This window comes from Mesorhizobium sp. ESP6-5 (assembly GCF_020164695.1).
Taxonomy (GTDB): domain Bacteria; phylum Pseudomonadota; class Alphaproteobacteria; order Rhizobiales; family Rhizobiaceae; genus Mesorhizobium; species Mesorhizobium australicum.
Window position 1 is genome coordinate 236,325 of record NZ_JAIUGR010000002.1, and the last position, 25,853, is coordinate 262,177.

Annotated in this window: 23 protein-coding genes and 1 pseudogene; 13 read left to right on the forward strand and 11 right to left on the reverse strand. The window is 65.5% G+C overall.

Features of this window, described 5'->3' with window-relative positions; translation table 11 throughout:
- Positions 1 to 63 precede the first annotated feature (63 nt).
- The gene (locus LB524_RS03530) at positions 64 to 1,071 is read left to right on the forward strand and encodes a serine hydrolase domain-containing protein (RefSeq protein ID WP_224523729.1); all 1,008 of its coding nucleotides are present in this window, start codon (positions 64 to 66) and stop codon (positions 1,069 to 1,071) included.
- Entirely contained in the window at positions 1,071 to 2,186 is a 1,116-nt protein-coding gene (locus LB524_RS03535; RefSeq protein ID WP_224523732.1) for an anhydro-N-acetylmuramic acid kinase, read from the forward strand. The genes LB524_RS03530 and LB524_RS03535 overlap by 1 nt, the downstream gene beginning before the upstream one ends.
- Here LB524_RS03535 and LB524_RS03540 read toward each other — a convergent pair whose 3' ends face one another.
- The 3 genes from LB524_RS03540 to LB524_RS03550 are packed head-to-tail and all read right to left on the reverse strand — an operon-like array spanning position 2,187 to position 5,947.
- Positions 2,187 to 2,612, reverse strand: a complete 426-nt coding sequence (locus LB524_RS03540) for a GNAT family N-acetyltransferase (RefSeq protein WP_224523735.1) — start codon at positions 2,610 to 2,612, stop codon at positions 2,187 to 2,189.
- Positions 2,613 to 2,639: 27 nt separating this feature from the next.
- The gene (locus tag LB524_RS03545; protein ID WP_140724545.1) at positions 2,640 to 3,995 is read right to left on the reverse strand and encodes a sigma-54-dependent transcriptional regulator; all 1,356 of its coding nucleotides are present in this window, start codon (positions 3,993 to 3,995) and stop codon (positions 2,640 to 2,642) included.
- Positions 3,992 to 5,947, reverse strand: coding sequence for an ATP-binding protein (locus tag LB524_RS03550; protein WP_224523736.1), 1,956 nt, complete (start codon positions 5,945 to 5,947; stop codon positions 3,992 to 3,994). Before LB524_RS03550 ends, LB524_RS03545 begins: the two co-directional genes overlap by 4 nt.
- A gap of 166 nt (positions 5,948 to 6,113) precedes the next feature.
- Here LB524_RS03550 and LB524_RS03555 point away from each other — a divergent pair, with 166 nt between their 5' ends.
- A complete protein-coding gene (locus LB524_RS03555) occupies positions 6,114 to 7,442 on the forward strand; it encodes a dicarboxylate/amino acid:cation symporter (protein ID WP_224523738.1) in 1,329 nt (442 codons plus the stop codon).
- 173 nt (positions 7,443 to 7,615) lie between these two features.
- Here the strand turns inward: LB524_RS03555 and LB524_RS03560 are convergent, their stop codons facing one another.
- The 6 genes from LB524_RS03560 to LB524_RS03585 are packed head-to-tail and all read right to left on the reverse strand — an operon-like array spanning position 7,616 to position 12,907.
- Complete coding sequence (locus LB524_RS03560) at positions 7,616 to 8,638, reverse strand: ROK family protein (RefSeq protein ID WP_140617430.1); 1,023 nt, start codon at positions 8,636 to 8,638, stop codon at positions 7,616 to 7,618.
- On the reverse strand, positions 8,638 to 9,360 hold the full coding sequence (locus LB524_RS03565) for a ribulose-phosphate 3-epimerase (RefSeq protein ID WP_015318991.1): 723 nt from the start codon (positions 9,358 to 9,360) through the stop codon (positions 8,638 to 8,640). The genes LB524_RS03560 and LB524_RS03565 overlap by 1 nt, the downstream gene beginning before the upstream one ends.
- Positions 9,357 to 10,187, reverse strand: a complete 831-nt coding sequence (locus tag LB524_RS03570) for an alpha/beta fold hydrolase (protein ID WP_015318992.1) — start codon at positions 10,185 to 10,187, stop codon at positions 9,357 to 9,359. The genes LB524_RS03565 and LB524_RS03570 overlap by 4 nt, the downstream gene beginning before the upstream one ends.
- Positions 10,187 to 11,005 (reverse strand): sugar phosphate isomerase/epimerase family protein, encoded by an 819-nt coding sequence (locus LB524_RS03575; RefSeq protein WP_224523740.1) that lies wholly within the window; start codon positions 11,003 to 11,005, stop codon positions 10,187 to 10,189. The genes LB524_RS03570 and LB524_RS03575 overlap by 1 nt, the downstream gene beginning before the upstream one ends.
- Complete coding sequence (locus LB524_RS03580) at positions 11,005 to 12,081, reverse strand: Gfo/Idh/MocA family protein (RefSeq protein ID WP_224523742.1); 1,077 nt, start codon at positions 12,079 to 12,081, stop codon at positions 11,005 to 11,007. Before LB524_RS03580 ends, LB524_RS03575 begins: the two co-directional genes overlap by 1 nt.
- A 4-nt stretch (positions 12,082 to 12,085) precedes the next feature.
- Entirely contained in the window at positions 12,086 to 12,907 is an 822-nt protein-coding gene (locus LB524_RS03585) for a sugar phosphate isomerase/epimerase family protein (RefSeq protein ID WP_224523744.1), read from the reverse strand.
- A 602-nt stretch (positions 12,908 to 13,509) separates the two neighbouring features.
- Here LB524_RS03585 and LB524_RS03590 point away from each other — a divergent pair.
- Both LB524_RS03590 and LB524_RS03595 read left to right on the forward strand, forming a co-directional pair.
- Positions 13,510 to 14,658: a Gfo/Idh/MocA family protein gene (locus tag LB524_RS03590; RefSeq protein WP_224523746.1), complete on the forward strand. Its 1,149-nt coding sequence runs from the start codon at positions 13,510 to 13,512 to the stop codon at positions 14,656 to 14,658.
- 76 nt (positions 14,659 to 14,734) lie between these two features.
- Positions 14,735 to 15,688, forward strand: a complete 954-nt coding sequence (locus LB524_RS03595; RefSeq protein ID WP_224523749.1) for an alpha/beta hydrolase — start codon at positions 14,735 to 14,737, stop codon at positions 15,686 to 15,688.
- Here LB524_RS03595 and LB524_RS03600 read toward each other — a convergent pair.
- Positions 15,676 to 16,710 (reverse strand): LacI family DNA-binding transcriptional regulator, encoded by a 1,035-nt coding sequence (locus LB524_RS03600; protein WP_224523751.1) that lies wholly within the window; start codon positions 16,708 to 16,710, stop codon positions 15,676 to 15,678. The two genes, LB524_RS03595 and LB524_RS03600, sit on opposite strands and share 13 nt — an antisense overlap.
- Positions 16,711 to 16,968: 258 nt before the next feature.
- Between LB524_RS03600 and LB524_RS03605 the strand changes: the two genes are divergently transcribed.
- The 3 genes from LB524_RS03605 to LB524_RS03615 are packed head-to-tail and all read left to right on the forward strand — an operon-like array spanning position 16,969 to position 19,395.
- A complete protein-coding gene (locus tag LB524_RS03605; RefSeq protein WP_224523753.1) occupies positions 16,969 to 17,922 on the forward strand; it encodes a sugar kinase in 954 nt (317 codons plus the stop codon).
- Positions 17,919 to 19,202 (forward strand): D-tagatose-bisphosphate aldolase, class II, non-catalytic subunit, encoded by a 1,284-nt coding sequence (locus LB524_RS03610; RefSeq protein WP_224523755.1) that lies wholly within the window; start codon positions 17,919 to 17,921, stop codon positions 19,200 to 19,202. The genes LB524_RS03605 and LB524_RS03610 overlap by 4 nt, the downstream gene beginning before the upstream one ends.
- On the forward strand, positions 19,183 to 19,395 hold the full coding sequence (locus tag LB524_RS03615; RefSeq protein ID WP_224524045.1) for a hypothetical protein: 213 nt from the start codon (positions 19,183 to 19,185) through the stop codon (positions 19,393 to 19,395). Before LB524_RS03610 ends, LB524_RS03615 begins: the two co-directional genes overlap by 20 nt.
- Before the next feature lie 33 nt (positions 19,396 to 19,428).
- On the opposite strand, the pseudogene LB524_RS03620 reads toward LB524_RS03615, so the two are convergent.
- Positions 19,429 to 20,438, reverse strand: a pseudogene (locus tag LB524_RS03620) (aldose 1-epimerase).
- Between LB524_RS03620 and LB524_RS03625 the strand changes: the two are divergent.
- Genes LB524_RS03625 through LB524_RS03645 form a run of 5 tightly spaced genes read left to right on the forward strand, consistent with a single transcriptional unit; the run spans position 20,411 to position 25,837 of the window.
- On the forward strand, positions 20,411 to 21,211 hold the full coding sequence (locus tag LB524_RS03625) for a FadR/GntR family transcriptional regulator (RefSeq protein ID WP_224523757.1): 801 nt from the start codon (positions 20,411 to 20,413) through the stop codon (positions 21,209 to 21,211). The pseudogene LB524_RS03620 and the gene LB524_RS03625 overlap by 28 nt on opposite strands.
- Positions 21,208 to 22,935, forward strand: coding sequence for an IlvD/Edd family dehydratase (locus LB524_RS03630; RefSeq protein ID WP_140715228.1), 1,728 nt, complete (start codon positions 21,208 to 21,210; stop codon positions 22,933 to 22,935). The genes LB524_RS03625 and LB524_RS03630 overlap by 4 nt, the downstream gene beginning before the upstream one ends.
- Positions 22,936 to 22,946: 11 nt before the next feature.
- Positions 22,947 to 23,726 carry an SDR family NAD(P)-dependent oxidoreductase gene (locus LB524_RS03635; protein WP_140617443.1) on the forward strand — a complete coding sequence of 260 codons (780 nt, stop codon included), beginning with the start codon at positions 22,947 to 22,949 and terminating at the stop codon, positions 23,724 to 23,726.
- Between the two features lie 33 nt (positions 23,727 to 23,759).
- Positions 23,760 to 24,758, forward strand: coding sequence for an AraD1 family protein (araD1, locus tag LB524_RS03640; RefSeq protein WP_224523759.1), 999 nt, complete (start codon positions 23,760 to 23,762; stop codon positions 24,756 to 24,758).
- 53 nt (positions 24,759 to 24,811) lie between these two features.
- The gene (locus tag LB524_RS03645; protein WP_023782299.1) at positions 24,812 to 25,837 is read left to right on the forward strand and encodes an ABC transporter substrate-binding protein; all 1,026 of its coding nucleotides are present in this window, start codon (positions 24,812 to 24,814) and stop codon (positions 25,835 to 25,837) included.
- Positions 25,838 to 25,853: the final 16 nt, after the last annotated feature.

Below are 25,853 nucleotides of genomic sequence, written 5' to 3' on the forward strand. Positions count from 1 at the left end.
AGGGGGGTGCGAAGGATCGCCGACTTTTCCGTTTGACGACATGCCCACGTGCGGTGGCCGGCATTGAGCCCCCTTGCCCAGCTCTTCGATCGCGCGTTCCAACCGCTCGCAGCGGCAGTGGCGGCCAAGCGCATTCCCGGCGGCGTGCTCGGCCTCGTCGGTGGAAATGGCGAGCGCATCACCAGAGCGATCGGCTCCGCGCAGCTTGTGCCTAAGGTCAGGCCGATGACTGTTGAGACCTGGTTCGACCTAGCGTCGCTGACCAAGGTGATCTTTACCACGCCGCGTATCCTGGCGCTGGCGCAGGACGGCATCATCGATCTCGACGCGTCGCTGATTTCCCTGCTTCCCGACCTTCGCCAGTATGACGCGAACGCATGGGAGCGGAAGGTGACCTTTCGCCAGTGCCTGGGCCACCAGACGCCCTTCCCGGCCGTCGAGCCGATCTACACCTATGGGCGCGACCCCGAACTGCTGCGCGCCTTCGTCCTGCAGCGCGAATGGCGGGCGCGCGACCCTGTCTATTCCGACATCAACTTCATCCTGCTCGGCTTTGCGATGGAGCGGCTGTCGGGCAAGAGCATCCGCGCCGTGGAACCCGGCCCGGGCTTTGCCTGGTTCGCGGAACCCGATGCCGCCGCGGCGACCGAGGACTGCACCTGGCGCCATCGCGTGCTGTCCGGCGAGGTCCACGACGACAATTGCTCGGCGCTGCAGGGCGCCGGCCATGCCGGCCTGTTCGGCACGGCCGCTTCGGTGCTCGATTTCGCCTGGGGATTGCTGGACGGAACCGGCGCATCCGAACGGTTGATCGCGCTGATGCGCGAGCCCCTGTCGGCCACCCGCACCCATGGCTGGGAGCGCCCTTACCAAGGCTGGTCCGGCGGTGCGCTGTGCGGTCCGGGAACGATCGGCCACACCGGCTTCACCGGCACAGGATTGTGGATCGACTTCGACAAGAGCAAGGCGTGGACCTTGCTTACCAACCGGATCCATCCGACACGTCATTTCGACAGCGGCATCGTTCAGCTTCGGCAAGCGGTCGGCGACCTCATCAATGGAGCTCAATGATGGAACCAATCTGGGCCGTCGGCCTGATGACCGGCACGGTGCTTGACGGCAACATCGATGTCGCCCTGATCAAGACCGATGGCGAGCGGATAGACGATTTCGGCACTTACCGGCTGATGCCCTATCCCGCGTCGATCCGGTCGCTGCTGGAAGAGACGCTGGCGGCGGCGCGGGCCTGGAATTTCACCGGGCCGGAACCTGCGATTTTCCGCAAGGCCGAAGAGGCGCTGACGCGCGCGCAGTCGGCGGCGGTGAAGGAACTCGTGGAAGGTTACGGCATGACGATGGCCGAGATCGGGGTCGTCGGCTTTCACGGCCAGACCGTGCTGCATCGCGCGCCGCAGGTCGGACGGCTCGGCCAGACCCGGCAGCTCGGCGACGGCGAGCTCATGCATGCCATCCTCGGCACCAAGGTCGCCTACGATTTCCGCTCGGCCGACATGCGCGCCGGCGGACAAGGCGCGCCTTTGGCCGCTGCCTATCACACCGCGCTGATGCGCGGCGCCGGCGCCACTGGCGAGGTGGCGGTGCTCAATCTCGGCGGCGTCGCCAACATCACCTGGTGGGACGGCGCCGACAATGTCATCGCCTTCGACACCGGCCCCGCCAACGCGCCGCTCAATGACTTCATCAAATCGAAGGGGCTCGGCGAAATGGACCGCGACGGCGCGCTTGGCGGCGCGGGAAAGGTGGACGAAGCCCGGCTCGCCAAGCTGTTGCAGCATCCCTATCTGACCAAGGCCTATCCGAAATCACTCGACCGTTTCGATTTCGGCGCGGCCATGGCCGACAGCCTGAGCGCCGAGGATGGCGCGGCCCTGCTCACCGCCTTCACCGCGTCCGCTGTCGGCAAGGCGCTCGACCTTCTGCCCAGCCGGCCGAAGAAGCTGGTGGTCAGCGGTGGCGGTCGCCACAACCCGACAATGATGGCGATGCTCGCCAGCCGCGCCGGGGTCGAGGTCGTGCTGGCCGAAAGCCTCGGCTGGAGCGGCGACGCGGTGGAGGCGGAGTGTTTTGCCTTCCTCGCGGTTCGCGTGCTGCGCGGCCTGCCGATCAGTTTCCCGAGCACGACGGGCGCGCCGCGGCCGATGCGCGGCGGAAAGCTGGCTGGCTGATCAGTCGACCAGTTTCTTCCGCAGGAAGACGCGGCTGCGGCCGACAGGGAAATCGGCCAGCGTCCCGAAAGGCTGGTAGCCTTGCCTCTGATAGACCTTGGCGGCGTTGGGATTGAATGTGTCGATCCAGGCGTTTTGGCAGCCGCGCGCCACGGCTTCGCGTTCGGCCGCGTCGAGCATCCGGCCTGCCATGTGCTGGCCGCGCAGCCCTTCGTCGACCCACAGCCACTGCACGTAGAGCCAGCCCCAGGCGGTGTAGCCTGAAATGCCGGCGACGATCGCCCCGATCTCGTCGCGCACGAACACCGCCAGCGCCTTCTTTTCGGACGCGCCGACATCGCCGTCGTTGAACGCCGTCAGCCGTTCACTGAGAAAGGCGAGTTCTTCCGGCAGGGGATCGGCGGTCGTTTCAAGTGTCGTGTTCATGGCTTTCGCGATACTCGCTTGGAAAGATCAAGAGGGACGGAAATCAGATGCGGCGATGCCATAGCGCTTGAGCTTGTCGTAGAACGTCTTGCGCGGCACGCCGAGCGCGTCGATGGCGCCGCGCACGTCGCCGCCATGGTCGCGCAGCGCGTCGCGGATGAGCTGCGCCTCGTAATGCCCGACCCGCTCCGGCAGTGCGGCGGCGGGCGCTGGCAATCGTGCGGGCGAGAACCTGGTTTCGTCATCGGGACCAAGACCGAGCGCGACGCGATCGGCGAAATGGGCGAGTTCGCGCACATTGCCCGGCCAGTCGTGCGACTGGAGATGATGGCTCACGGCGGCGTTCACCTTGGCGACAGGCCGGCCAAACCGTTTCGCCGCCTTGCCAAGGAAGTGGCCGAACAGCATCTCGATATCGCCGCGCCGCTCGCGCAGCGGCGGAATGCGCAGCGTCACCACGTTGAGGCGGAAATAGAGATCCTCGCGAAAATCGCCGCGCTGGTCCTGCCGGCCGAGATCGACCTTGGTCGCCGCGACGACCCGGAGATCGAGGCGCCTTGTTTCGTTCGAGCCGAGCGGGGTGAGGCTGCGCGTCTCCAGCACCCGCAACAGCTTGACCTGCAGGGCCGGCGGCATGGATTCGATCTCGTCGAGGAACAGCGTGCCGCCGCTGGAATGCTCTATGCTGCCGATCCGCCGTCGCTGCGCCCCGGTAAACGCGCCGGCCTCGTGCCCGAACAGCTCGCTTTCGATGACGGTCTCGGGCAGAGCGCCGCAGTTCAGTGCCACGAACGGCTTTGCACGCCGCCGGCCCCACCGGTGCAGGAGGTCGGCCACCACTTCCTTGCCGGTTCCGGTCTCGCCCTCCACCAGCACGTCGACGTCCATGTCGGCGATCTGGCGCAAGGTCTCGCGCAGCCGCCTTATGGCCGGCGCTTCGCCGATCAACGGCATGCCGTCCGCGGCAAGTGCGGCGGCTTCGCGGAGCCGCCGGTTTTCCATCACCAGCCGCCGCTTCTCCGATGCACGCTTCAGCGCCTCGACCAGACGCTCCCCCGCATAGGGTTTCGGAATGAAATCATAGACCCCATCCTTGAGCGCGGCGACCGCAAGATCGACATCGCCATGCCCGGTGACCAGGATCACCGGCAAGTCGGGATCAACAGCCTTGACGCGGTCGAAGAGTTGCAGCCCATTCATGCCGGGCATGCGGATGTCGCTGACGACCACACCCTCGAAGTCCCTGTCGACGACACCAAGCGCTGCCTCGGCGGCGTCGAGCCCGATCACCGTGAAGCCGGCAAGTTCGAGCAGTTGCGTGGTGGCATGCAGCAGATCCGCATCGTCGTCGACGAGCGCGACCAGCCCCGATCCCTGCGTCATTCGATCCGCCTCAAGTCGATGGTGAAGGATGCGCCGCTGGCGGTGTCGGGGTCGAGCCGCAGCGTGCCGCCCAATTCCTGGGCGATCTCCTGCGAGATCACCAGGCCAAGGCCAAGCCCCTTCTCCTTGGTGGTCTGGAACGGCATGAACAGATTGCCGGCGGCTTCCGGGCCGAGGCCGGGACCATTGTCGCGCACCGAAATCAGCACGCGGTCTCCGCGTTCGGCGAGGTCGATCTCAATGCGGGGATCAGGCCGGTCCTTCATGGCGTCCAGCGCGTTCTGCAACAGGTTCACGAGGATCTGCTCCAGCCGGATGCGGCTTGCCATCACCAATGGCGATGCGGTGCCGCCCGGCTTGACGATGGTGACGCCGGAATCGCGGATGCGGCCGGACAGCAGCGACAGCGCGCCCTCGATCGCCTCGCGTACCGGCAAGGGCGAGGCAGCGACGCCAGGCCGTCGCGCAAAGGTGCGCAGCGTGCTGGTGATCGCGCCGATGCGCTCGGTCATCGAGACGATCGAGGTCAGGTTGCCGCTTGCCGGTTCGGTCTTGCCGGCCTCGAGAAAGCCGCCGGCATTCTCGGCATAGGTGCGGATGGCGGCGACCGGCTGATTGATCTCATGCGCCACGCCGGCGGCGATCTGGCCGAGGATGGAGAGCCGGTTGGCCTGGGCAAGATCGTCGCGCAGCCGGCGGACCTTGGCCTCGGCGTTTTCGCGCTCGGCGATTTCGCCGGCAAGGGCCGTGTTCGATCGCGTCAGTTCGGCGGTCCGGGAACTGACCCGGCTTTCGAGTTCGGCATTCATGCGCGCCAGCGCCTCCTGCCGCAGCCGGCGTGTGCGCCGGCGCCGGGTGAACACATAGGCAAGCAGCCCCATCAGCAGCAGCCCGAGCAGTGTCGTCAGGCGTGCCGTGTTGGCGGCGGCGGTCAAGGCGGCATCGGCGGGCGTCAGCAGCCACAGGCGCCAGCCGGGGACGGCACCGGGCAAGTCCTGCACCACCTCGACGAACCGGCGCGATTTTCCGGCTTCTTCGATCGTCGCCAGGCCGTCACCGGCGCCACGCCGTATCGGCAGCGGCTCGAAGGCGGCGTCGACCAGTTGAAGCTGGTCATGCGCCGCGGCGGCATCCGCGGCGGAGAGCGGCGCCAGCGCATGGAACCGCCAGTCGGGCTGGCTGGTGGCCAGAACGACGCCGCGCTCGTCGGTGACGAAAACGAGAAAGCCGCTCGCCCGCCAATTGGCTTCGACACCGCCGAGTTCGACCTTCAGAACCGCGACGCCAAGCGGTTTGCCACCGTCGTCGACACGGCCGGCAAGGTAGAGTCCCGGCTTGCCGCTGATCGTGCCGAGGCCATACTGGCTGGCCGCGCCCTTGGCCATCGCATCGGTGAAATAGTGGCGAAAATTATAATCGATACCGACAAAGCTGTCCGGCTGGCCGGCATTGCTGGCCGATATCGCCATGCCCGCCGTGTCGATGACATAAATGGCGGACGCCGACGCATCGCCGGCTATGGCCTTCAGCTTGGCGTCGAGCGCTGTTTCCTCGACTTTCCCGGCGCGGCGCAGCGCATCACGCACCGCATCGTCGCGCGCCAGCACCAGCGGCACGAGACGTTGCTTTTCGATTTCGCCGGTCAGGGTTCCGGCCGCCAGCGGCAAGGCGGCCAATGCCCCGTCGCGCAGGTCATCGGCGGCCTGACCCTCGGCGATGCGCCCGGCGGTGGCAACCGCGCCGGCAAGCAGAGCGAGCGCTATTGCCGCAAACAGCCAACGGCCGCGCAGGCGCGCTACCGCTTCGCGCAGTAGGTCGCGGCCGGCAAACCCCGGGGATCCGCTATCGATGCGCTGTTGTGGCGTCGGCCCTCTCCCTTTGCTCCCCGGCTTTGCCTCCAGTCTAATGCGAAATTCCGCCCAGGCAAACAAGACCTGTGCGGGAATCCGCACAACTCCCCGTCAAAGGCAAGGCAGGAACGGCTGAACCCAGGGATTCCGGCCTATCCGGCATCTGGCACAGCGCTTGCAAACATCCGTGCAGCGGCGGGCGACCGGAACGCCGCGATGGGAGAAGTCACGCAGGGCGGGTTCCGTCCATCCGGCCAGGGAGAGTTCGATGCATATCGCAGACCAATCCGCCGCGCCCGCCGCGCAGCGCAAGCCCCTCTATGCCCAGCTCTACGTGCAGGTGCTGGTGGCGATCACCGTCGGCATCCTGCTCGGCCATTACTATCCGTCGATCGGCGAGAGCATGAAGCCGCTCGGCGACGCCTTCATCAAGCTGGTCAAGATGATCATCGCCCCGGTCATCTTCCTGACGGTCGCAACCGGCATCGCCGGCATGAGCGACCTGCAGAAGGTCGGCCGCGTCGCCGGCAAGGCGATGCTCTACTTCCTCACCTTCTCCACGCTGGCGCTGATCATCGGCCTTGTCGTGGCCAATGTCGTGCAGCCAGGCGCCGGCTTCAACATCGATCCGGCGACGCTCGACGCCTCGACGGTCAACACTTACGCCGCCAAGGCACATGACCAGTCGGTCACCGGCTTCCTGATGAACATCATTCCCGGCACGATCGTCGGCGCCTTCGCCGACGGCGACATCCTGCAGGTGCTGTTCTTCTCGGTCCTGTTCGGCATCGCGCTGGCGCTGGTCGGCGACAAGGGCACGCCGGTGCTCAATTTCCTGCAGGCGCTGATGGCGCCGATGTTCAAGCTGGTCAGCGTGCTGATGAAGGCAGCCCCGATCGGCGCGTTCGGTGCGATGGCCTTCACCATCGGCAAATACGGCATCGGCTCGGTCATCAACCTCGCCATGCTGGTCGGAACCTTCTACGCGACCTCGTTCCTGTTCGTGTTCGTCGTGCTCGGTGCCGTCTGCCGCTACAACGGCTTCTCGATCCTGTCGCTGATCCGCTACATCAAGGAGGAGCTGCTTCTGGTACTGGGCACCTCGTCGTCGGAAGCAGCCCTGCCCTCGCTGATGGAGAAGATGGAGAAGGCCGGCGCCAAGCGCTCGGTGGTCGGACTGGTCATCCCGACCGGCTATTCCTTCAATCTCGACGGCACCAACATCTACATGACGCTTGCCGCCCTGTTCATTGCCCAGGCGACGAACATCCATCTGTCGATATCAGACCAGATCCTGCTTTTGCTGGTGGCGATGCTGTCGTCCAAGGGTGCCGCCGGCATCACCGGGGCAGGCTTCATAACCCTGGCCGCCACGCTTTCGGTGGTTCCCTCGGTGCCGCTCGCCGGCATGGCGCTGATCCTCGGCGTCGACCGCTTCATGTCGGAATGCCGGGCGCTGACCAACTTCGTCGGCAATGCGGTGGCGACGCTGGTGGTGGCGCGCTGGGAAGGCGAACTCGACGAAGCGAAGCTGGCGAGAGCGCTGGCTGGGACCGCCGACGACAGCCTGCCGGCGGACATCGTTCCCGCCGAGTGATCCACGGTTTCATACGACGGACAATGGCCGCAAGCACGCCGCTTGCGGCCATGGTCATGTTTCATCGCTATCAGGCGGCTTTGCGCAGCGGTGGCACGGCCTTGCCATCTGCCACGAGGGGTCGCAGCGCGACGGACCGGCTTGCGGCGAGACAGGACCGCGCCAGCTTGAGCTCAGCCGTTGAAGTCCCTCCGCGTGTCCGGATATGTGCTTGGGCCGACAGGCATGGGAGCCGCCAACGTGCCCAAATCATCGAACAGGACGAGGCTGGCCGCGCCGACCAGCCCGGCATGGCGGCCGAGCCGGGCCTGGACGACCGGCACGTCGCGATAGGCGCGCATGGCGCGCTGGCGGATGGTCGCCCCGATGACGGGCGCCATCAGGTCGAAGCCATTGGCGATGCCGCCGCCAACGACCAGCACGTCGGGCGAATAGAGGTGCAAAAGGTTGGTGAAGCCGACGCCCAGCCAGCGCGCCTCCTCCTCGAGCAGAGCCAGAGCGAGGTCGTCCTGCAGCCCTGCGGCCTCGACCACGTGGCGACCCGTGACCTCGGCGTTGGCCGAGAGGCGGCGCAGCGTCGAACCGTCCAAAGGAGACGTTGCGGCATTGGCGCGGCGGCCGAGCGCGGTTCCCGAAGCGATGGCCTCGAAGCAGCCGACGACGCCGCACACGCAGCGCTCGCCTTCGTTGGTGATGGTCATGTGGCCGATCTCCGCGGCAAGACCGCGACGGCCGTGCAGGATGCGTCCGTCGGCGACGACGCCACCGCCGATCCCGGTCGAGACGGTGACGAAGACCAGGGAGCGCGCACCGTGGCCGGCGCCGAAGCGCCATTCGCCGAGCGCTGCCGCATTGGCGTCGTTCTCCAGCCGCACCGGCAGGCCGAGCCGCCGCTCGAGGATGTCGGCCAGCGGCACGTCCTGCCAGCCGGCCAGTGTCGGCGGTCCGACGGCGATGCCGGCCAGCGGATCGAGCGGCCCCGGTGCGCCGACGCCGACGCCGAGGATCGACAGCCCCGGCGTTTCGGCATGGACGGTCGCGGCCAGCGCCTCGATCTGGGCGATCACCACGTCGGGGCCGGCCTGCGCCTGCGTCGGCACAGCCGCGAAGGCCAGGATCTTGCCGTCACGGTCGACCAGGGCGGCACGAAGCTCGGTGCCGCCAAGATCGATCGCGAGGGCGACTTCAATGCTCATCAGGCCGCGACCTTCAGACCACGCAACCAGCCGATGCGGCCGGCGAGATCCTTGTCGCCGAAAGCGAGCGAACCGAGCACCACGGTCTCGGCGCCGGCGGCGCGCAGCAGCGGCACGGTTTCGTGGCGGATGCCGCCATCGGCGGCGAGCACCACGGCCGACTCACGACCAGCGTTCCTCAGGATGGCGCGGGCTTCGCCCAGCCTGTCACAGGCCTTCTCCGACAGGCCCTGGCCCTTGACGCCGATCGCGGTTCCAAGAAGCGTGACGAACGCCACTTCGGAGACGAAAGGCTTCATCGCCTCTACAGGGGTCTCCAGCCTCAGCACAACGCCGGCCTCGGCGCCGAGTTCATGCGCCAGCCGCACCGCGCGCAGACCCGCCTCGCCGTTCTCGGCATGGACGCTGATCATGTCGGCGCCGGCCTCGATGAACTGGCGCGTCTGTTCTTCGACGATTGCTTGGTCGACCATCAGATGGACGTGGATGGGCCTGGCCGTCAGTTTGGCGATACGGGCGACGAGATCGGGGAAGAACAGGAAGGACGGCGCGAAATGGCCGTCCGCGACGTCGATGTGGTGCATATCGGCATAGGGTTCGATGCGCTGCAAGTCGCTCTCGAAATTGGCGAGATTGGCCGACCACGATGAGAATTCGGCGATCAGACGGTCGCGCGGCAGTGCGGCGATGGCGGCCGGGCCTGACAAAGGTTTCGAGATCATGATTGGTCCTGGTTGTTGAAATTTCTATCGAGAAAGCCGCCGATGGCGGCGCGGATTTCGGTGAAATGGCGATCCTTGTCGAGGGCTTTCGGCGTCACCTCGGTGAGGGCGGCGCCGGGGATGGTCTCAGCCAGTTCGCGGGCGGTCGCCAGGGGATGGACGAGGTCTATGCCGCTGCCGACGACGAGCGTCGGGATTGCGAGGCCGGTCGCCATCGCCCGCGTCACGCCAGGCCCGTCATTGGCGATCGCCTGCATCACCTCGGCAAAAACGCTCGCGTTGTCACGCGCGAAGAAGCCGAGCAACGAGGCGAGATTGTCCGGCGCCTCGCTGCGAAAGCGGGCCGCCGTTGCCGAAGCCGCGAAGATGTCGCGCGCCTCTTCCAGCGGGTGGTCGCGGATGAGTTCCGCCACTTCGACGTAAGGGCGCATGTTTTGCGGGGCCGCGTCGAAGGTCCAGGCCGGGCGCACCAGCACAAGAGCGGTGACGCGAGCCGGGTGGCGGGCCGCCAGGTGCAGTGCAATGGCGGCGCCCATCGAGATGCCACCGGCAACGAAGCGCTCAATGCCAGCTGCATCGGCAGCGGCGAGCACATCGTTGGCGAACATCCCGATCGAAAACGGACGCTTGCCGCCGGCACCTGAGCCGCCCTGCGCGCGGCATTCCACAGTCAGCCGGCGGCGCGACGGACTGTCGGGAAAGTTCAGCGCCACCTGCGCGGCATCGCCGCCGAGGCCATGCTGGAAGACGATGGGAAGCCCCTGCCCCGTGTCGAAGACGTGGAGCGCAGCGTCGTCGCGCAGCATGATCGTCGGCGCGGCACCCATCAGAGCAGCCCCCGCAGGATGGTTGCGACGCCAGGAGCCTCGTCGGCGGACAAGCCGTGGGTGACGAGCGCGCCATCGAAACCCACCCCCTTCAGCCGCGCGACGAAATCCGGGAAGTCGACGACACCCTGGCCTGATGTGGCGAAGCGGCCGTCGGCAAAACGATCCTTGGCGTGCGCTATGGCGATGTGGCCAGCGGCCTCATCGATCGCGGCGGCGACGATGGCTCTCGCTTCATCGGGCTTTGCATGCTCGAACAGGTTGGCGGGGTCGAGCACGATCTTCAGATGCTTCGAACCCATCTCGGCGATCAGCCGGGTCGCATTCATGGCCGAGGTGACGATGTTGGCCTGCTCGGGCTCGATACCGAGATCGATGCCGGCCTCCTCGGCCAGCGCCAGTGCCTTCGCCATTTCGACGGCCATGTCGAACCAGGCCGACGGATCGGCATTGTCGGGATGGTATGCCCATTGGTCGGCTGCATTGCGCGAGCCGGTGCAGAGCGTCACCAGTGGGATGTCGAGCTTGGCTGCAGTGTCGATGACCACCGCCAGGCGCCTCAGCCCGTCGTCGCGCGCAGCCTTGTCAGGATGCGCCATGTTGTAGGTGCCCGACAGCGCGGCCAGCGAAACGCCTGACGATCGCGCGGCGGCACCAATGGCGGCGACGGCATTCGCCGGTACGGCATCCGGCATCGACGGCAGGCCGGCGCAGGCGAGATTGAACTGCGTCGTCTCGTAGCCGGCCTGCTTCACGGCAGCCAGCACGGTGGCCGGGTCGGTGCCCGCAAATGTCTTGGCGAAGATGCCGAGGCGCATCAGACCGCACCCGAAACCGAGGCAAGCTCGATCCGCTCGCCAGTCTCCACAGAGCGCGCAATCGCCACCATGGCGCGGATCGACGCGATGCCGTCCCCGACATTGGCGCCGCGCATCGGCGCGCCGGTGAGCACGGTGTCGGCAAGGCCCTCGAGCTGGCGGCGGAAGAAGTGGCCGTCGGCGCCAAGCGGTTTTCGCGAGGTCGCGTCCTTCTCATGGAAGATGTCGACCTCGCTGGCGCGGAAATACCAGGGGTTGAAGGTCCTGGCGATGACGGAGCCGTTCTCGCCATAGAGCTGAAACCCTTCGTGCCAGTCCATGCGCACGGCCACGGTGAGGTCGAGATGGCCAAGCGCGCCGCTGGCGAATTCGGTTTCGACGAACCAGCAATAGGCGCCGAAGCGCTCGTTGAGGCGGGCGCGCACGGCAACGATGTCGCCACAGAGGAAGCGGGCGGTGTCAACCAGATGCGATCCGTGCGCCAGCATGAAATATTGCCTGAGATCAGCCTTGGGATTTCCGCCGGGCTTTTTCGCGAGCTTGCTGGTGACGGGCAGCGGCTGCACGGCGTCGGTGTTGGTGTAGCGGTGGGTGGAATCGCAATACCAGGCCTTCAGTGCCAGAACCTCGCCCATCTCGTCGCGGACGAAGTCGCGGGCGGCCTCCAGCGCCGGATCGAAGCGCTTCATGTGGCCGACCTGCAGCACCTTGCCGGAGCGTTTCACCGCCTCGGCCAGCGCCTCGCCTTCCTCGACCGAGGTGCCGATCGGCTTTTCGCAGAGAACATGCTTGCCGGCATCGAGCGCCTTGATCGACATCGGCACGTGATAGGCATCCGACGTGGCGACGATGACCGCTTCGAGCTCGGGATCGGCGAGCATGGCGTCATAGTCGGCATACATCTTCTTTGGTTCATAGGTGGCGTCCATCCGGGCGAGCAAATCGGGTGCCGCATCGCAGATGGCGTAAAGGTCGGCATTGCCGGCCTTGACGCAGGATTCCAGATGCGCGAACTGGGCGATCGGGCCGCAGCCGAGCACACCGACCCTGAGGCGTCTGTCCTGTTTCTTGATCATCGTCTCAGGCCCCGTAGCCGCGCATCGTCCGGCGGTTGGTCTTGACCGCGCCGGCCGGATCGGTGGCGGCGGTGTCGGATTCTTCTTCCAGCACCAGCCAGCCGTTGAAGTTCGGCGCGGTACCGGCGATCTCGATGACTTTAGGCGTGTCGCAGACGCCTTGGCCCAGCATCGCCCAGGTGCCGTCGGCATCGACGTCCTTGAGGTGGATGTAGCGGATGCGGTCGCGGTAGGTGGTGAGCGTGTCGGCCATGTCCCTGTGACCGCGCAGGATGTGACCGGTATCCGGCACCCAGCCGACCAGATCGGGGTCGAGCAAGGCAAAAATCGCGTCGTAATCGGCGCGGTCGAACAGCAGCGTGTTGTGGTGCGAACTCGGATGCACCGCCACCTGGACACCCGCCTTGCGGCCGAGTTCGCCGGCCTTGTTGTAAACCTCGGCCGCGACAGCGAATTTGTCGTGGCGTGGCCCGTCGGAGACGACGGTGGCCGAGCCCATCGACACCAGCGCATCGGGAAAGTTTGCCACGAAATCGATCCAGCGCCTGGCGGTTTCGAGATCGGTGCCGATCCCGTCCTTTAGCGTGAAGCCGCTCCTGGAGCCGAAGGCGAAGGAAACGAGCGCCAGACCGGACGACTTCAGCGCGGCGGCGAACTCGGTGGGTTTGCCGGCATAGTGGCCGATCATGGTGTCGGTGATCTCGATGCCGGCATAGCCACCATCGGCGATCGCCTTCAACAGATCGTCGGGGCCGCCGGTGAACCGGTCTCCCAGCATTTCCCAGGTGAAGGTCTGGCAGCCGACTTTGAGGTCTTCCACGTTCATCCTTTCATTCCTTGATCCCGCCCATTCCTTGATGCCGCCCTGCGTCAGCCCTTCGGTGATGGAAGAACGGCACGAGTGCAATCAGCGGAACGGTGACAACGGCAGAGGCGCGGCGATATCGCCCGCCAGCAGACAGGGTCCAATCATCCATTGCAACACACGGACCCGTCAGTCTCCTTGGGAGGGACATCCTATTTGACCGAGCCTGGGTCATGCGGATTCGAGCAAGGGCGTCAGCGGGACCTCCAATGCCTTTTCGCTGTGATCACGGACGATGGCCTGCCCGGTCCAATACGCAGCCAGCTTGATAGGATCGGGGCCATGGTGATCTATGCCTGAACCCGTCGCGATCCCTTGGCCGCCCTCGAAATATCCGAGGCCGAATGACCCACGGGCTTTGGCGCCCGCGATCGGCTGGTTTTCATGTCCGTCATTTTCTCCTCCCAGGGCCAGCAGCCTCCCGACACCGCACCAGCATTTCCGCATGTTCTATAAAAATTTTACGCGCGTCAATATTTGAAACGTTGTATAGCCATTTCGAGCCCGATCCGGCACCGTCGCGACGATCGGGCAGACGTGATCGCATTGGGAGGTACGACAGAATGCAGGCAAACTCACAAGCCAAACTCGGCATCGGTGTCATCGGATGCGGCAACATCTCGATGACGTACCTGCGCAATGCCGCGCTTTTCGGCGGCATCGAATTGCGCGCCTGCGCCGATATTTCAGCCGAGATGGCGGCGCTGCGAGCCAAGGAATACGGTATCCGGCCCCTTGACGTCGATGCGCTGCTGGCCGATCCCGAGATCGACCTCGTCCTCAACCTGACCATTCCGGCGGCGCATTTCGATATTTCATTCTCCGCCCTTTCGGCGGGAAAGCATGTCTTCACTGAAAAACCGCTCGCAACCTCGGCCGGCGACGGCCGCCGCCTGGTGGCGGAGGCGGCCAAACGCGGCCTGCTGCTCGGCTCGGCTCCGGACACTTTCCTTGGCGCAGCCGGACGCAAAGCGCGCCGCCTGATGGACGAGGGCGCCATCGGCCGCCCTGTCACCGGCACCGCCTTCATGATGGGGCGCGGCATGGAGCACTGGCACCCCAACCCGCAATTCTATTATCAGCCGGGCGGCGGCCCGGTGTTCGACATGGGTCCCTATTATCTGACCATGCTGGTCAATCTGCTCGGCCCGGTCGCACGCGTCATGGCGATGGTGACACGCGGCCAAGAGGAACGCCTGATCACGGCCGAAGGGCCGTTCAAGAACACCAAATTCAAGGTCGGCACGCCGACCAGTGTGCTGTCGCTGCTCGAATTCCGCTCCGGCGCGACCGTCACTTTCGGCGCGTCATGGGATGTCTTCAGGCATTCCAATCATCCGATCGAACTGCACGGCACGGAAGGCTCGCTGCGGCTGCCCGACCCGGATACGTTCGGCGGCACGGTGTCGCTGTCGGAACGCGGCGCCGACTGGAAGGATTTCGCCAGCGAAGGCGAACTCTACGGCGCCTGCAACTGGCCTTACGCGGCGCCCGACCGCGCCAACTACCGCATGCTCGGCGTCGCCGACCTGGTGCGTTCGCTGCAGACAGGCGCGACGCCCCGCGCTTCCGGCAATCTGGCGCTGCATGTGCTGGAGATCATGGAAGCGATCCTGCATTCGGGCGAGACGGGGAGTTCGGTCGCCATAGCAGGTGACGTCGTCCAGCCGGCCCTGCTTGGCGAAGACGAAGCGCGCGGCCTGCTCGCCTAAGCGTTCCTTGTTTTCACGCAATCCGGACGGAAAACCGCTGCACACTTTTCCTGGAATTGCTTTGACGGAGATGACGATGACGCTCGACCCAGATGCGCTGCGTGCCCTGGAAATCGGCCGTGCCGCCGGCGGCGAACCCTTCGAGAATGACAGCGTCGCGGCGGCGCGGGCCACGTACAGCGCTTCGTTCCCGACGCTGCAGGGCGAGCACGAACAGGTCGCGGCAACCGAGCAGCAGCAGATCGACGGGCCGAACGGTCCGGTGACGATCCGCATCCATCGCGGTATCGGCGCGCCGCGGACCGGGGCGCGTGCCGTGCTCTATCTGCATGGTGGCGGCTGGGTGATCGGCAATCTCGCCTCGCATGACGATATCTGCCGCTGGCTGGCCAATCTCGGCAACGCCGTCGTCGTCTGTCCCGATTACCGGCTGGCGCCGGAGCACAAGTTTCCCGCCGGGCTCGAGGATTGCGCGGCAGCGCTGCGCTTCATGGCCGCTGGAGAACTCGGCATCGACCCGACCCGTATTGCCGTCGCTGGCGACAGTGCCGGCGGCAACCTTGCCGCCGTGCTGGCATTGCTCGCCCGCGACAGGCTGGCGCCGCCGCTCGCCGCCCAGACCCTGATCTACCCCAACACCGATGCCCGCCAGACGGCGGACAGCTACCGGCGTTTCGGCGACGGCTTCGGACTCACCGCCGCCACCATGGCCTGGTTCCGCGACCACTATGTGCGAACGCCCGATGATATCGCGGACTGGCGCGTATCGCCGCTGCTGGCCTCCAGCCTCGCCGGCGCACCGTCGGCCTTCGTCGTGATCGCCGGCCACGACATCCTTGCCGACGAAGGCACGGCCTATGCCGAGCGCCTGCGCGCCGACGGAGTGCCGCTGGCGTTGCGACACTGGCCGGGTCAGATCCACGGCTTCGTCTCGATGGGCCGCCACATCCTGGCCGCGCGGCAAACGGTAAGCGAGGCGGCGGCCTGGCTCCGCCTACAGACGCCGGAGCCGATCACTCAGGCCGACTGACGCATCACCAGGGTGGCGCCAAGCTTGACGTTGCGCGCCAGATCATGGCCGGACGGATCGGCCTCGTCCAGCAACGCCAGCAGGATCTCGACGCTGCGGCCGGCCATGGCGGCGAAGTCCTGTGCCATGGTGGTCAGCGCGGGACAGGTGTAGCGGCTCAACGGATGATCATCGTGGGCGGCGACGCGAAAATCGCAATCGGCGCGGCGGCCGATCTTCAGCCCGCGCGAAAAGGCGGCCGCCATCACACCGAAGGCGAGACGGTCATTGGCGCAGAGCAGCGTGCGGGCCGGCAGGCCGCCTTTCTCCAGCGTCCTGTCCATCCATTCGTGGCCGATGCGCTCGAAGTCCCAGCTATAGTCGCCCGCCGCCTTGAGAACGGTGGGCTCCAGGCCCGCGGCCTGCATCGCGTCGATATAGCTCTGCAGGCGTTCGCCCGAATTGTGGTTGACGTGCGGGATGTCGACATAGACAGGCGGTTCGCCGGACCGGCAGAGATAATCGACGATGGTCGAGGTGCTCTGGTGGTTGTCATTCCCGACGAATGGCGTGTCGCCTTCGATATAGGTGTCGAAATAGACGATCGGGATGTCCTCGCTCATCCGTTCGAAGACGCCGGGTTCGGAGACCAAGCCCAAGGGCGCGACGATAGCACCCGCGACCTTCAGCGACGTCAGCGTCCTGACCGATTCCGCCTCCAGTTTCGGCGAACCGTGCGAGGAGATGACGATCGGCCAAAACCCTTCGTCGCGACAGCGCCGTTCGATGCGGCTGACCATCTCGGCGTAGAACGGATCGGTGATCGCCGGTACGACGATGCCGACATTGCGGGTGCGCTTGCGGTTGAGGTTGCGGGCAAAAACATTCGGCTGATAGTCGGACGAACTAAGCGCCGCCTCGATGCGCGCCCGGGTCGCCGGCTTCACGCTGGCCGGATCGTCGAAATACTTCGACAGGGTCGGCCGCGAAACGCCGGACGCCCTGGCGAAATCATCCATCGTCCGGTGGGTCTTTTCCGCCATCTATATTTCAGGCCCCTTATCCTCGATGCCAGCCTTAACGCTCTGGCGAGAATCAGTCTTGCGATCGTCGCGGTGAGGCAGCATTGCTTGAGCCAACTTATTCAGTCAAATTTCCACGGTTTCCAGTACAACGCAGAAGCATTGCGCACGTCAAATTATTTATTGACGCTCCGAAAACGACAACTTAGGTTTTGAACATGCACGGATAAAGGAATTTCTGGCCAAGCGGAGGCCGTCCGTCCGGCAGATGGTGAGGACATGAAGAAACTGGTTTGTGCCGGCGAGATCCTGGTCGAGATCATGGCCGAGCGGATCGGCCAGAGTTTTCGCGCTCCCGGCCCGCTGGTCGGTCCGTTTCCCTCGGGCGCTCCCGCCATCTTCGTCGATCAGGCGGCGCGGCTCGGCCAGCCGGCGGGGCTGATCGCGGCAGTGGGCGACGACGATTTCGGCCATTTGAACATCGAGCGCCTGCGTGCCGACGGCGCCGACATCTCGGCCATCACCGTCCATCAGGGTGCCGCGACCGGAACCGCCTTCGTCACCTATGAGAGCGATGGCAGCCGGCACTTCGTCTACAACATCAAGCAGAGTGCCGCCGGCCTGATCGAGATGGGCGCGGAAGCGCGCGCGCTGCTGGCCGGCGCCGACCATTTTCACGTCATGGGGACATCTCTGTTCTCGCCCGAGGTGATCGAAATTGCCCGCAACGGGATCGAAGCCGTCAAGACGCGCGGCGGCACGGTCTCTTTCGACCCCAACATCCGCAAGGAGATGCTCGATCTACCGGGCATGCGCGACGCCTTGCTCTTCGTGTTGTCAAAGACCGACGTGTTCCTGCCGAGCGGGCCGGAACTCTTCACCTTTGCCGAGGCAAACCACGAGGAAAGTGCGGTACGCGAAATGCTGGACCGCGGCATCTCCACTATCGTCGTCAAGAAGGGCGCGCAGGGCGCCGTCCACTACGACCAGTCAGGGCGCACAGCCTCACCCGGCTTCGTCGTCGAGGAAATCGATCCGACCGGCGCCGGAGACTGCTTTACCGCGGCCTTCGTCTCCTTCTGGCTGCGTGGAGAGGCACCGGAAAGGGCACTGCGAATAGCCAATGGCTGCGGCGCGCTGGCGGTGACGAAGAAGGGACCGATGGAGGGTATCGCCTCGCTCGCCACCGTTGAGGCGTTCATCGAGACCGCCCGGACCGGAGCACCGGCATGAGCCAGGCGACCGATCGACTGGCTGGCATCGCCACGCGCCGTGCGGCCGGCGAACGCTGTGGCATCGCCTCGATCTGCTCGGCCCATCCGCTGGTCGTCGAAGCGGCGCTGCGCCACGGCAAGGCGCGCGGCGCCGATGTGCTGATCGAGGCCACCTGCAACCAGGTCAACCACGAGGGCGGCTATACCGGCATGACACCGCGCGATTTCCGCCGCTTCGTCGAGACGATCGCCGGAAAGGCCGGCTTTCCCCTGGACAGGCTGGTGCTCGGCGGCGATCATCTGGGCCCCAATCCTTGGAAGCACCTGCCGGCGCCCGAGGCGATGGAAAAAGCCGCACGCATGGTGGATGCCTATGCCGAGGCCGGCTTCACCAAGATCCACCTGGACGCCAGCATGGGCTGCGCCGGCGAAGGCGCGGCACCGCCCGACGCCACCATCGCCGCGCGCGCCGCCGAACTGGCCGAGGTGGCGGAGGCCGCGGTTGAACGAACAGGCGGCACCAGGCCTGTCTATGTCATCGGCACGGAAGTGCCGGTGCCGGGCGGCGCACAGGAGGCCATGGACCATCTGGCGGTGACGACACCGGAGGCTGCGGGTGAGACGGTTCGCATCCACCACGATGCCTTTAGCCGGCGCGGCCTCGACCAGGCTTTCTCGCGGGCGATCGGCGTCGTCGTGCAGCCGGGCGTCGAATTCGGCAATGCCGAGGTCATCACCTACCGGCCGGAACGCGCCCGGGCGCTTGCCGGCACGCTGCGAGACCTGCCGCAATTCGTCTTCGAGGCCCACTCGACCGACTACCAGCCCGCTGCGGCGTTGAGCGCGCTGGTCGACGATGGTTTTGCCATACTCAAGGTCGGGCCCTGGCTGACCTTCGCGCTGCGGGAAGCCCTCTACGGCCTGAGCCACATCGCCGACATTCTGGTTCCCGATCCATCGCGGGAAAGCCTGCCGGCGGCCATGGAGCGCGTCATGCTGGCGGCGTCCGGCAATTGGAAGAATTACTATCACGGCTCCGAGGCCGAGCAGCGGATCGAGCGGCATTTTTCCTACAGCGATCGTATCCGCTACTACTGGCCTGCGCCGGCGGCGCGGCAGGCCGTGAACGCGCTGATGCAGGCGCTGGGCGAGCGCGACATCCCCTCACCCCTGATCAGCCAGTATCTCGGCCACCTCGACAGCGCGGTAGCGAGCGGATCCGTCGCGCCAAAGGCCAGGGAACTCCTCATCGCAGGCGTGACGGACGTTCTCGACATCTATGCCGGCGCAACCGGCTGATCCCGACAGTCATGGCTGCGGCACCAGGACCAGGGCGCCCGTTGGTGCGGCGCAACTCCAGACCGCGCTGCGCGTCGGCGGCGGCGTCAAGGGCTCCGGCTATGGTCGCTTCGGCGGCAAGGCCTCGATCGCCGAATTCACCGATTTGCGTTGCGTGACGATCGAGGACCCGGGCCAGCACTATCCGTTCTGACCTGGCCTCGCGTCGGGCAAGTCGCGGCGAAGATCAAACAGCCAGCGAGGGTATGAAGCGGACGCTTGCGGATTGTTTCTGGCCAGGGGCCAGCACAATGCAGCCGGTGTCGATCTCCTTGTCGCCCATCCGGTTGAAAGCATCGGTAATGTTGCTGACCGGCTCGGCGCAAAAGAACGGTTCGCCCGGCGGCGTGTAGAGGACGAGGAAGTCGAGCGGCGCCGATGCCTCGATGTCCAGCTGCCGTCCGTGTTCGGGCCAGGTAATCCGGGCGCGGCGCGCCCATCCGGTGAAGACCGTGTCGAAGTCCACTTCCGATACGTCAAAGCCGATGGATGGATCGGCGCCCACGGGCGGCGGGACATGCCGGATGGGCAGCACCTCCGCATCGGTTTCCCACATGCCTGATACCCGTGCCTGGACATGCGTCCACGGTGTCGACGGGAAGTAAGGATGGAGACCGAGGCCAACCGGCATCGGCGCGTCCGACAGGTTGCGCATGGTAATGGTCATGCGAAGCCTGCCTTCGGCCAGCGAGATCACTTGCTCGGCTTCGTAGCTCCATGGCCAGGAATCGGCGGCGTGGCGATAGCGCAGGACGATCATGCTCGCTTCATGGCTCACGACGGCCCACGGGTGACGCCAGCCATGGCCGTGCTCATGATGTGGATCGTCCGGGGCCGTGGCAATTGAATGGGGCGCCCCGCGAATTCAAAGCGGCCATTCCTTATGCGGTTGGAATAGGGCACGAGCGGAAAGCAGGCCATGGCGCCGGCATCGCCACGGCCGATCGCCGCTGGGTGAGCCGCACGCAGCCAATCCACGGCCGAACCATCCCGCCACCATCGATACGACGCCAGCGCTCCACCAGCGGCGGGAGCAATTTCGACCGTCGCGATGCCGTCGCTGATCGAGACCAGTTCCGTGTACTGCGCGACGGCCACAGCGAAATTCTTTGTCATCGGCACTCCCCCAATCCCTTGACTCCAATCCCCACGCCTATAAGACATATCATATGAATAGTATGAAGAATAGAAAATCATTCAGCACGGCCCGCACGTCACGAGTCGCGGTCGCGGTTTCCAGCGGTTCCACCGCGCTGCACGCCACCGTCGTCGAGCAGATCGGGCTGCGCATCGTGCAGGGCGACTTCCTGCCCGGCGAGGCGCTGCCTAATGCCGACGATTCCAGCGAGATGCTGGGGGTCAGCCGCACCGTGCTGCGCGAGGCGATCAAGGTGCTGGCGGGCAAGGGGCTGGTCGAATCCAGGCCGAAGACCGGCACGCGGGTGCGTCCTCGCACCGACTGGAATTTCCTCGACCCCGACGTCCTGTCCTGGCGCTATGCCGGCGGTGTCAGTGCCGAGGATGTGCGGGCGCTGTTCGAACTGCGTCGCGCCATCGAGCCGATGTCGGCGGCCCTTGCCGCGCAGCGAGCGACGCCGGCGCAGATCGCCGAGATCCACGCAGCGCTGGCCGAAATGGAAGCACTGAGCGATGACGGCGACCGCTTCGCCAAGCCCGATCTGGTGTTCCACCAGACCATATTGCGCATGACCGGCAACGAGCTGATCGGCTCGCTGGCCGCACTGGTCGAGACCGCGTTGGTAATGAGCTTTCGCCTCTCCAACGACAATCCGGAAGGGCAGCGCCATTCCTTGCCGCTGCACCGGGAAGTCGCCGAGAAGATTGCCGCCGGCGACGCACCCGGCGCGCAAAAAGCGCTGCTGGTGCTCATCGACAATGCCGAGGATGACGTGCGCCGCAGCGTCGAGAACCGCAACAAACGCCGCAACGAGCGGGGCCTGCAATCGTGACCGAGACCAAACGCAAATTGCGGTCCGAAGCCTGGTTCGGCGGTGAAGGCAAGAACGCTTTCATGCACCGCAGCTGGATGAAAAACCAGGGCATTCCCGCTGACGCTTTCGACGGCCGTCCGGTGATCGGCATCTGCAACACGTGGTCGGAACTGACCCCATGCAATGCGCATCTGCGGGCGCTCGCCGATCACGTCAAGCGTGGCGTCTATGAGGCCGGCGGCCTGCCGTTCGAATTTCCCGTGATGTCGCTGGGCGAGAGCAACATGCGCCCCACGGCCATGCTGTTTCGCAACCTGGCCAGCATGGATGTCGAGGAATCCATCCGCGGCAATCCGATCGACGGCGTCATCCTGCTTGTCGGTTGCGACAAGACCACGCCGGCGCTCTTGATGGGGGCTGCCTCGTGCAACCTGCCGACCATCGCCGTCTCCGGCGGGCCGATGCTGAACGGCAAGTTCCGCGGACAGGATATCGGCTCGGGCACGCATGTCTGGAAATTCGCCGAGGAGGTCAAGGCCGGCCGCATGCCGGTTGCCGACTTCCTCGCCGCCGAGCAGGGCCAGAGCCGGTCGGCCGGCAGCTGCATGACGATGGGCACAGCCTCGACCATGGCCAGCATGGTGGAAGCGCTCGGTATCGGCATGCCCGACAATGCCGCGATCCCGGCGGTGGATTCGCGCCGAGGCGTGCTTGCCCAGTTGGCCGGACGGCAGATCGTCGATCTTGTCCACCGCGACGTGACGATTGCAAAGATCCTTACCAGGCAAGCCTTCGAGAATGCCATTCGCGTCAATGGCGCGATCGGCGGCTCGACCAATGCGGTGCTGCACCTGATCGCCATCGCCAACCGGGTCGGTGTCGATCTCGGCCTCGATGACTGGGACCGCCTTGGCCGCGGCGTGCCAACCATTGTCGACCTGATGCCGTCGGGCCGGTTCCTGATGGAAGATTTCTACTATGCCGGGGGGCTAGCTGCGGTCATGGCGTCGCTTGATGAAGTGGGGCTTCTTCATCGCGACGCCATGACCGTCAGCGCCAAGACCATCGGTGAACTGATCGACGGCGCGCCCAATTACAACCGTGAGGTCATACGGCCGCTGCGCGAGCCGCTGACCAAGGAGGGCGGCATCTCGATCCTGCGTGGCAACCTGGCGCCCAACGGAGCGGTCATCAAGCCGTCCGCGGCAACGCCCGAACTGATGCAGCATCGCGGCAAGGCCGTCGTCTTCGAGAACATCGAGCATTACCATGCCCGCATTGACGATCCGGAGCTGGATATCGACGCCTCCTCGGTGATGGTGCTGAAGAATTGCGGACCGCGCGGTTATCCCGGGATGGCCGAGGTCGGCAACATGCCGCTGCCAGCCAAGCTGCTCAGAGAAGGCGTTTCCGACATGGTGCGCATTTCGGACGCGCGCATGAGCGGTACCGCCTACGGCACGGTGGTGCTGCATGTGGCGCCGGAGGCCGCGGCCGGTGGTGTGCTGGCCCTGGTGCGCGACGGCGATCTCATCGAGCTGGACGTCGCCGGCCGCCGTCTCGAGCTTTTGGTTTCGGACGAGGAACTGGCGATCCGCCGGCGTGACTGGAAGCCGCCGGAGCCGCCGCAGGGTGGCTACCAGAGCCTCTATGTCGAGCGCGTGCTGCAGGCCGACAAGGGCTGCGACTTCGACTTTCTCGTCGGCCGGCGCGATGCCGGCATCCCCCGGCATTCCCATTAGAGAGGCGCGCGATGACGGATCAGATCGGCAGCTACGCGACCTACCCCAGCCTGAAGGGCCGCAGCGTGTTCATAACCGGCGGCGGCAGCGGCATCGGCGAAAGCCTGGTGCGCCATTTCTGCGCGCAAGGCAGCCGCGTCGCCTTCGTCGATCTGGCCGAGGAGCCTTCACGGCGCCTGGTCGATACGATCGCGGCCGAAGGGCATGCCGCGCCGCTGTTCATTCCCTGCGACCTGCGCAATGTCGAGCAGTTGCAGGCGGCGACCGTCGAGGCGATGCGGCACAACGGTCCGATCCAGGCGCTGTGCAACAATGCCGGCAATGACGACCGCCACCAGACCAAGGACGTCACGGTGGCCTATTGGGACGACCGCATGGCGGTCAATCTGCGCCACCAGTTCTTCGCCGCCCAGGCGGTGCGCCCGCAAATGGGCTCGCTGGGCGGCGGCTCGATCATCAATTTCGGTTCCATTACCTGGATGGTCGGCGATCCCGACTGCCCTGCCTATGTCACCGCGAAAGCCGCTGTCTACGGCATGACGCGGGCGCTGGCCCGCGAACTCGGCCCCGAGCGCATCCGCGTCAACTGCATGGTGCCTGGCTGGGTGATGACAGAGCGCCAGATGCGGCTATGGCTGAACCCCGCCGGCGAACGCCAGATCGCGGAGCGGCAGTGCCTGCCCGACCGGCTGCAGCCATCCGACATTGCGCGCATGGCGCTGTTCCTCGCCGCCGACGACAGCCTGATGTGCACGAGCCAACAGTTCATCGTCGACGCGGGCTGGGTGTGACCCCGTACGGCCTCTAGGGAAGAAGGGTATTTCATGCGTCTTGTTCAGTACACAACGATCGATGGCGGCAGGCGGGTCGGCCGCGTTTCCGATGACGGCAATCGCCTGCATCCACTCGACAACACAAGCACCGTGCTGGAGCTCGCCGAAGCGGCGATCGCCCAGGGTGCATCGATCGCGGCGCTGGTCGAGAAGCGGACGGGTGCGGCCACGATCGACTATGGCGAACTGCTGCGCGGTGGCCGCGTGCTCGCTCCCGTCGACCATCCGGAACCGGCGCGCTTCCTGGTCACCGGCACCGGCCTCACCCACACCGGAAGTGCCGCCGCGCGCGACAAGATGCATGTGCTGACCCATGGCGAGGACGCCGAGGAATCGGATTCGCTGAAGATCTTCCGCATGGGCCTGGAAGGCGGCAAGCCCGGCGCCGGCAAGATCGGCATCCAGCCCGAGTGGTTCTTCAAGGGCGTCGGCACCTGTGTCGTGCCGCCTGGCGCCGATCTGCCGATGCCTGCATTCGCGAAAGCCGGCGCCGAAGAGGCCGAGATCGTCGGCCTTTACCTCAATGGGCCGGATGGCCGCCCCTATCGCATAGGCTATGCGCTGGGCAACGAATATTCCGACCATGTGACGGAGGCCGAGAACTACCTCTATCTCGCCCACTCGAAACTCCGCTCCTGCTCGATCGGACCGGAGCTTTTGATCGGCGACCTGCCCGAAGAAGTGCGTGGCCATTCCCGCATTCTGCGCGACGGCACTGTTATCTGGGAACAGGAATTCCTGTCGGGCGAAGCGCACATGTCGCATTCGATCGCCAATCTCGAACACTTCCATTTCCGCTACCCGATGCACCGCAGGGCGGGCGACCTGCACGCCTATTTCTTCGGAGCGGCGGTGATGAGCTACGCCTCCGGCGTCAAGACGGCTTCCGGCGACGAGTATGAAATCCAGGCACAGACATTCGGCAAGCCGTTGCGCAACCGGATGGTGTCGGTGCCGGACGAGGGACTGGTCGCCGTCACCCAGCTATGACGGCGATAGCCCCGGAAATTACGGTCCACCAGAACGACAATGGGAGATTAAAAATGGGACTGAAGAAAGCGTTTCTGAGACTAGCGACCATCGGGCTCGGCATCGGCCTGATGACGTCGGCGGCGCTGGCCGCGAACCTTCGCGTGCTGGCCTGGGACGGTTATGCCGACCCGGACTGGGTGAAGGACTTCACCGCCGCCACCGGCATCGGCGTCGATGTCGTCTTCATCGGCAGCGATGACGAAATCTGGGCCAAGATCAAGGGCAGCGAAGGGCAGGACTTCGACGTCTTCGCCGTCAACACCGCCCAGTTGCAGCGCTACATCAAGGCCGATCTGGTGTCGCCGATCGACATCACCAAGCTGCCGAACCAGAAGGACGTGCTGCCGCGCTTCCGTGATCTGTCTCAGGTCAGCGGCGACACCAAGGACGGCAAGGTCTACGGTATTCCGTTCTGCTTCGATTCCATCGGGCTGATCTACGACACCGACAAGGTCAAGCCGGCGCCGACCTCGATGTCCGTCCTGTGGGATCCGGCCTACAAGGGCAAGATCCTCGCCTACGACAATGGCGAGCACAATTTCTCGTTCACCGCGCTGACGCTCGGCTACAAGGATCCGTTCAACCTCGACGAAAAACAAATGGCGGCGGTCAAGGCCAAGCTGGTCGAGCTCAAGCGCAATGTGCTGAGCTTCTACACCACCGCCGACGAGGCGCAGCAGATCTACCAGAACAATGATGTTGCGCTGATCTGGGCCAATTATGGCCAGCAGCAGGTGAAGGCACTGCAGAAGATCGGCGCCCATGTCGCCTACGTCAATCCGAGCGAAGGCGCGCTTGCCTGGCTCGACAACTGGGTAATCTCCAAGGGTGTCCGCGACAATGCCGCGGCCGAGAAATGGATCGACTTCATGCTGACGAAGAAGGTCAGCGGCGCGCTTTCCGAGCGCACCGGATTCGGCAACACGGTGGTCGAGTCGAGCAGTGCGGGCGGCAACGACAAGCTGGTCTGGCTCAACAATGTCGAGGATCCGCTCAAGCGTTCGGACTTGTGGAACGAGGTCAAGGCGACGCCCTGATCCCTTCCGCGCCTGA